This window comes from Modestobacter sp. DSM 44400 (genome assembly GCF_900107175.1).
In the GTDB taxonomy this organism is placed as follows: Bacteria; Actinomycetota; Actinomycetes; order Mycobacteriales; family Geodermatophilaceae; genus Modestobacter.
In genome coordinates, this window is sequence record NZ_FNOZ01000006.1 from 140,863 (window position 1) to 147,281 (window position 6,419).

The window sequence follows — 6,419 nt, forward strand, 5'->3', positions numbered from 1 at the left end:
GCTGCACTGTCCGGCACCGGTGTGGCGAGCGCCAAGCAGGGCGCTCGTACCGGGGGCGCCTCAGGCCGGCCCTGCCGGCCGGACGGCCAGGGTCCAGACGAGCAGCAGGAGAGCCGCCAGCTGGCTCGCGGCAACGACCACCGCCAGGGCCGGGATCGAACGGGAGTACAGCGCGCCGGCCGTCGCTCCGCCGGCCACCGCGGCGGCGCCCTGGACGGCGGCGAACAGCCCGTACCCGGTGGCACGGCGATCGGCGGGTACCACCGCAGCGACGAAGGCCTTGACGGTGGAGTCCTGCACACCCACGGCAGCTCCCCAGATCAGCACGCCGAGGACCGCGACCAGCACGATGTTCGAGAACGCCAGCAGCGGCACGGCCGCGACGAGGAACGGCAGGGCGAACAGCACCCGGGCGTGCCAGCGGTCGAACAGCCAGCCGGTGACCAGCGCCGCGACCGCAGCCGCGGCCATGGCAGCGGCGTACACGACGGGTACGACGGCGACGGCGACGACGCGATCCTGGACCAGGTGGTAGGAGATCACCCCGAAGGTGACCAGCCCCGCGGTGGCGAGACCGGCTGCCGCGGCGAAGAGCCAGAACCGGGTGGGCAGGGTCCGCCCCATCGCCAGCACGGACAGCCTCGGCGCGGCAGGCGCCGACCTGACCTCGTCCCCCAGCGGGTCGCCGACGCGGCGGCGCATCCAGAGGAGCAGGGCCATCGACGCCACCGCGGGAACGGCCAGCACCGCCATCGCCGGCCACAGAGCGCCGGACAGCGCGGCCACCCCCGCCACGAGCAGGGGCCCGGAGAAGGCACCCACCTGGTCCAGCGCCTTGTGGACGCCGAAGCCGCGGCCGATGCCGACCGGTCCGGCGGCATGGGCCAGCAGCGTCGACTTTGCGGGGCTCCGGACCGCCTTGCCCGTCCGCTCGGCGAGGACGAGAGCGCAGGCCACCAGGAGGCCGGCCGCGCCCAGGAAGGGAGTAACGGCCAGGGCCGGCACGCAGACCGCAGTCAGGCCGTAGCCGGCCAGGGTCATCCCCCAGTAGTTGCCGGACCGGTCCACCCGCGACCCGAAGAACAGCCGCAGCACCAGGGCAGCGGCCTCACCGGCCCCGGTCACGAGTCCGACCACGAGGGCCGAAGCACCCAGTGACCCCAACAGCGGGCCGGTGATGGAGCGAGCGCCCTCGTACACCATGTCGGCGGCGAGGCTCACCACACCGAAGCCGACCACTGCCCGCCACGGCGACCACGCCGACACCGGCGTGGTCGTCGTCAGCGGCTCGGGCTGAGGGGACGGCGGGGCGCCGCCGGCATGCTCGGACGAGGGCACCGCTACATGGTCGTCGTCCTCGGTGAGGGCGGTGCAGTCGGGCTGCCGCCGTCCGCTCGGCAGGCTCAGCGGCGAGACCGATCGACGATCAGGTCACCGGGACGAGTGGATGGACTCCTGGTGCGGTGGCAAGGGCGTCTCCGGCAGCCCCCAGCGCCTTCTGCACGTGCTCGGTCTGCAGGTGAGCGTCCAGGTCGCCCTGGTGGCGCCAGCGCTCCTGCGTCACGAAGGTGCCTGGGGCCACTGCGGACTCGAACAACTCATACGCAAGGCACCCCTCCTCCTCTCGGGTCGGGGCCACGAGCGCGAGCAGTGCCTGGCGCACGACGTCCTCCTGGCCGTTCTTGGCCACGAGGACCGCGACCACCGACAGTTCGGACACAGCGAGCCCCTTCCGCTCAGGTTGTGCACTACTGGTCGGGGGACGATATGCCTCTTTGTCGCGGGGCTGCACTTCCGCGCCGGACGGGACGGCGTCGATCACCGGAGGGGCGCCAGTGAGCCGCAACGATTCGGCAAGGGCTCCGCGCGAGTCCCTCGAGGCTCGGGTCGAGCCGGTGTCCCGCCGTCGGCCCGGCGTGCGACCCGCCACGGCCTCGCCGAGGGCGGCTGACCGCCCGCCCTGCCTGCCAGGCTGCCGACGCTTCCGCGGTTCTTCTTCAGTGCCCCGTCTTCTCTGGAGCCGCAGGCAGACCGGAGAAAAATAGGAGGCTGCCGTCAAGGGTCGAGAGGGACATGCTCGATGCTCACCGCCCCGGCGGGGCTGGCAGGCGATCAAGGCTGGTGCGGAACCCGACCGGCGAGCCCGGTCGTCCCTGCACATGCGGCGGCGAAGATCAGCGACGCACGGCGTCAGGCCGCCGATCTACGTTGGCCGCGTCGTGCCCCGGAGTGGGCTCATCCGACCGTGAAGCGCAGGACGATGGCAAGCCTTCAAGACCGATGGCGCCGCAGGGACCCGGCCACCGGCCGTCTGGTGCCCACAACGCTGGACGGCAAGGGGCTGCGTACCGCCCGCAGTTCCGGGATCCGTCGGGCCGCCAGGTGACGAAGGGGTTCGCCCTCAAGCGGGACGCACAGCGCTGGCTGACCGACCAGACCGCCCACATCGTCCGGGGCACCTACGGCGACCCCGGCGCCGGCCGCACCACCTTCGCCGAGTTCTACGCGGACTGGTCGAGCCGCCAGGTGTAGGACCCGGGGACCGTCGCCGCCATGAACCTCGCGGTCGGTTCGGTGCCGTCCGCCGACGTCCCCCTGCGGTCGCACCTCGAGTCCTGGGTCAAGGGAGTGGTCGACCGCGGGCTCGCTCCGGGAACCGTGCACACCCGGACGAACAACGTGCGCGCCGTCCTGCGTGGTGCCGTCGCCGACGAACTGACCCGGACGACCCCAGCGAAGGCATCACGCTCCCCCGTCGCCGGCGCACCGAGGCCGCCATGCGGCTGCCCACCGCCGCCCAGGTCGGCACCGTCCTCCAGGCCGCTGACGACGCCTTCCGACCGTTCGTCGCCCTCTGCGCCTTCGCCGACCTGCGGCTCGGCGGGGCAGCCGCCGTCCGGGTCGAGGACATCGACTTCTTGCGCCGCAGCCTCACCGTGGCGCGGCAGGTGCAGCGGGCGGGACGCGTGGCCGTCGAGGTCCAGTCGCCCCAGTACGGCAGCGAACGAAGCGTGTTCCTTGCACCTGCGCTCGTCGACCTGTTGGCCGCCCACGTCGCCGCCACTGCCCGGCCGGCGGCTGGTTGTTCACCGGCGCCGGCCAGGACCCGCCGCACCAGAACATCGTCGGCCACCGGTGGCGCACCCTCACGGCCGCCGCCGGCCTGTCAGGGCTGCGGCTGCATGGCCTCCAGCACTTCTACGCCTCGGGTCTCATCGACTCCGGCTGCGACGTCGTGACCGTGCAGCGCGCCCTCGACCAGGCCCCGGCGACGACCACGCTGTCGACCTACTCGCACCTGTGGCCGACCCCGGAGGACCGCACGCGGGACGCCGCGCAGCAGCTTTTCGCGGATTCTTGGGCTGGTTGTGGACCGGGCGGGCTCTACAGGCCGCTGACGTGTGGTTTTACCCGTCTCTACACGTTGAAGCGGAACGTTGCCGGGGTATTTGACCTTGGTTGGCTGACGTCGAAATACGTCTCTGACCTGGGCTTATGCTGTTGGTCGTTGATGGTGGCGCACGGTCGAAACTGAACGTCTTGCGGACTTTTTGCGGACTGACTGCGGACCGGCGCGCCCGCACCCCTCCCCCGGCGACGCGCGGAGGAGGGCGCGGGAGACCCCCGGCCTGTCAGTGCCTGCTGCCGAAGTCGGCTATGAGCCGGCTGGGCTACCGCTCCCCCGCGCCGCACCGCGCGGGTAGCGAGGACCCACCATCTGGCTTGAGCCGACCACGGTCGAGCAGCACAGGCGCAAACGAGCGGTGAGCCGCGGTGACGCGGCGGGTCAACGACCCGGAGCGTCATCTTCAGGGACGTTCGCGCGGACGGGCACAGGGGCCCACCGCCCAGGCATCACTGCGCTCCGGCCATCACTATCGCCCCCCACTGCGAGGGCGACTCGTGGGGGTTCACGCAGGTACCCACGCTCACCGTGCGCCCGGCTTGCGCTGTGACCCGCGGTCGCGGACGGTTGCCGACGTGGACGCCTTCCGTGGGCTGGGGATGCCCAGCATCCCCGGGCTCGGTGACGTGCTGACGCTGCTGCAGAAGCAGTCCGAGACACTCGCCCAACTGCCGCGCACACTCGCCGACCTCAACCGGACCATCCAGGAGCTGACCGAGGCCACCACGAAGGCCCGGGAGACGATCGGGTCCGCCCAGCGGATCACCGAGCACCTCGAGGGTCTGATCGAGGAGCTGCAGCAGCCGGTGCGGGGCCTCAAGCCAGGGCTGGAGCGGATCGGCAGGGTCCTGGACGACCCCGCCGTCGACACCGTGCCCGACACGCTTCGGCGTATCCACGACGACCTGATGCCCTTGATCGCCGGACTGCGCCAGGCTCAGGCCCGAGTCGGGTCGGTCACCGGAGTGCTGCGCCGCCGCCCTCGTTCCGCTGACGCACATGATCGTGAACACTGACCACCCTCCGGTGTGCTTTCGAAGCTTCGGGGAGCTGATCGCACAGCGCGCGGCCTCGATGGCCTCCACCGTCGACCGGCTCGGGCCGCTGGCACAGTGACCGGGAACCAACCGGGAGAGGTCGGCGATGACCAACGAGCACGCGCCGGCGATTGAGGAGACCCCCGCCGCACCGGCGCAGTACGTCATCCGGGCCGCGACCGCCGAGGACGCCACCGGAATCGCGGAGGCGCACGTCTCCTCCTGGCAGACCGCCTACCGCGGTCTGCTGCCGCAGGCGCTGCTCGACGGCCTCTCCGTCGAACGGCGCACCGTGCAGTGGCAGCGCGACATCCACAGCGGCAACTTCGACGTCCACGTCGCCACCGACCCGGCCGGGCACGTTGGCGGGTTCATCGCCACCGGTCGCAGTAGGGACGACGACACAGCCGAGACCGTCGGCGAACTCATCGCGATCTACCTGCGCCCGCAGCTGTGGAGCCTGGGCCTCGGCGGCCGACTGCACGCCGCGGGCATCGCCGGCCTGGCGACCCGCTTCGAGCAGGCCACACTGTGGGTGCTCGACGGCAACGCCCGCTCCCGCGCCTTCTACGAGCGCCAGGGCTGGCAACCCGACGGCACCGTCAAGCGCAACACCATCGGCGACGCCGAGGTCGTCGAGGTCCGCTACCGGCGGCGGTTTGACGGCCACGCCCAAAACGCGTAGCCCGGCCCTGCTGGCGTTCTCGGCGTGAGACTCGCCGTCCGCCGAGACCCCGACTGCGTTGAGCACGTCACCCGCCACTGCCCTGGCCCAGCCTCGACGTACTCCAGGCCGGACAGACGACGAGCGACATCTGTGCGAACCGACATGAGTGACCGCGTCAGCACACTCGCCGTCAGCCATCAGCTGCAGTGACAGCCAGCCGATTAATGGTCCCGGCCAGGACATGACGAACGGAGCCAGAGGATGACGTCTGCGCTGGTCAGGCCGTAGAAGGCCGCCGTCCGCTGCCGCCGTCGATCCCCCGTTGACGCGCGGCCACATCGCGACCACTCGGTCCCTACTGACTGCGTCGGTCGAGCGGCGAAACGCCCGCACCCCCAGCAGGCGACGGAAGACCGGCGGCCGGCCGGTCAACGAGTTGGAGTGCCGGCTGGTCGCCCGCCGGAAGCAGGATGCGGCCGCAGAGCCGCCCACAGACACGTCTCCGCCGACCGGCTAAGCCGAGGCGGGCCCGCCGGGCCGAGAACACCGGAGGGAACCTCGATCCCACTCAGTAGGAGGGCGGAGACCGTGACCCAGAAACCTATCGACGGAGCACCGACAAGACAGCCCGCTTCCGTACCTCACAGAGCCCTGTCAGGAAAGCCCCGACCACCTTGCTGAGCGCCTAAAGCTGGTCGGCATCACCGTCCGCGAGACGGTCGACGAACGAACCCACGAGTGGCGTGACTCCGCCGGATCCAGCGCCGTGACGGCAAGCTCGACAGGGCGACGTGCGGCGAGAACCGGCCGGGCACGTGCCTGGAAGCCACAGCCGCCTGAGGTCGTCGACGCCCCCACCTCGACCAGACCGAACACCAGCTCGACCTGAGCGCGGCGATGCAGGACGTCGGGGTGGATGCGCGCCCGCTCCGTCACCGCGCCAGTGCCAGTGCCAGTGCCAGTGCCAGTGCCAGTGCGAGCAATCGTCAAGACCTGTGGATCAAGATCTTTAGGCGGCCTGTTGTTCGGGGGTTTCGTCGGGTCGTTCGATGAGCTTGCCGCCCTGGAATACGGCGCCGGCTCGGACGAGGGCGACCAGGTGGGGTGCGTTGACTGCCCGCCAGCGGTCCTGGGCGGCTTCGATGAGTTTGAAGGCCATCGCCAGCCCGGCGGCTCGTGAGCCGGGCCCGCGGGTGATCTTGGTGCGGTGTCGGACGGTGGCGAAGGTGGACTCGATCGGGTTGGTGGTGCGCAGATGGACCCAGTGCTCGGCGGGGTAGTCGTAGAAGGCGAGCAACTGGTCGAGGTG

At 71.1% G+C, this 6,419-nt stretch carries 8 protein-coding genes; 5 read left to right on the top strand and 3 right to left on the bottom strand.

The annotated features are described in order from the left end of the window. Nucleotides 1-60 precede the first annotated feature (60 nt). Both BLW04_RS06500 and BLW04_RS06505 read right to left on the bottom strand, forming a co-directional pair. Nucleotides 61-1,338, bottom strand: coding sequence for an MFS transporter (locus BLW04_RS06500; RefSeq protein ID WP_217630875.1), 1,278 nt, complete (start codon nucleotides 1,336-1,338; stop codon nucleotides 61-63). 88 nt (nucleotides 1,339-1,426) lie between these two features. Further along, a complete protein-coding gene (locus tag BLW04_RS06505) occupies nucleotides 1,427-1,720 on the bottom strand; it encodes a putative quinol monooxygenase (RefSeq protein WP_091537954.1) in 294 nt (97 codons plus the stop codon). Nucleotides 1,721-2,382: 662 nt separating this feature from the next. On the opposite strand from BLW04_RS06505, the gene BLW04_RS26525 reads away from it, so the two are divergent. The 5 genes from BLW04_RS26525 (at nucleotide 2,383) to BLW04_RS06520 (ending at nucleotide 5,128) form a co-directional block, all read left to right on the top strand. Further along, a complete protein-coding gene (locus BLW04_RS26525; RefSeq protein ID WP_175483924.1) occupies nucleotides 2,383-2,532 on the top strand; it encodes a hypothetical protein in 150 nt (49 codons plus the stop codon). A 245-nt stretch (nucleotides 2,533-2,777) separates the two neighbouring features. Beyond that, complete coding sequence (locus BLW04_RS26530; RefSeq protein ID WP_175483925.1) at nucleotides 2,778-3,239, top strand: hypothetical protein; 462 nt, start codon at nucleotides 2,778-2,780, stop codon at nucleotides 3,237-3,239. Continuing rightward, a complete protein-coding gene (locus tag BLW04_RS29500; protein ID WP_371327777.1) occupies nucleotides 3,122-3,535 on the top strand; it encodes a site-specific integrase in 414 nt (137 codons plus the stop codon). The genes BLW04_RS26530 and BLW04_RS29500 overlap by 118 nt, the downstream gene beginning before the upstream one ends. A gap of 446 nt (nucleotides 3,536-3,981) precedes the next feature. Continuing rightward, nucleotides 3,982-4,422, top strand: a complete 441-nt coding sequence (locus BLW04_RS06515) for a methyl-accepting chemotaxis domain-containing protein (protein WP_091537955.1) — start codon at nucleotides 3,982-3,984, stop codon at nucleotides 4,420-4,422. 127 nt (nucleotides 4,423-4,549) lie between these two features. Beyond that, nucleotides 4,550-5,128 (top strand): GNAT family N-acetyltransferase, encoded by a 579-nt coding sequence (locus BLW04_RS06520; protein WP_091537956.1) that lies wholly within the window; start codon nucleotides 4,550-4,552, stop codon nucleotides 5,126-5,128. 991 nt (nucleotides 5,129-6,119) lie between these two features. On the opposite strand, the gene BLW04_RS06525 is transcribed toward BLW04_RS06520, so the two are convergent. Further along, a partial coding sequence (locus BLW04_RS06525) for a transposase (RefSeq protein WP_175483926.1) occupies nucleotides 6,120-6,419 on the bottom strand: 300 nt, incomplete at its 5' end.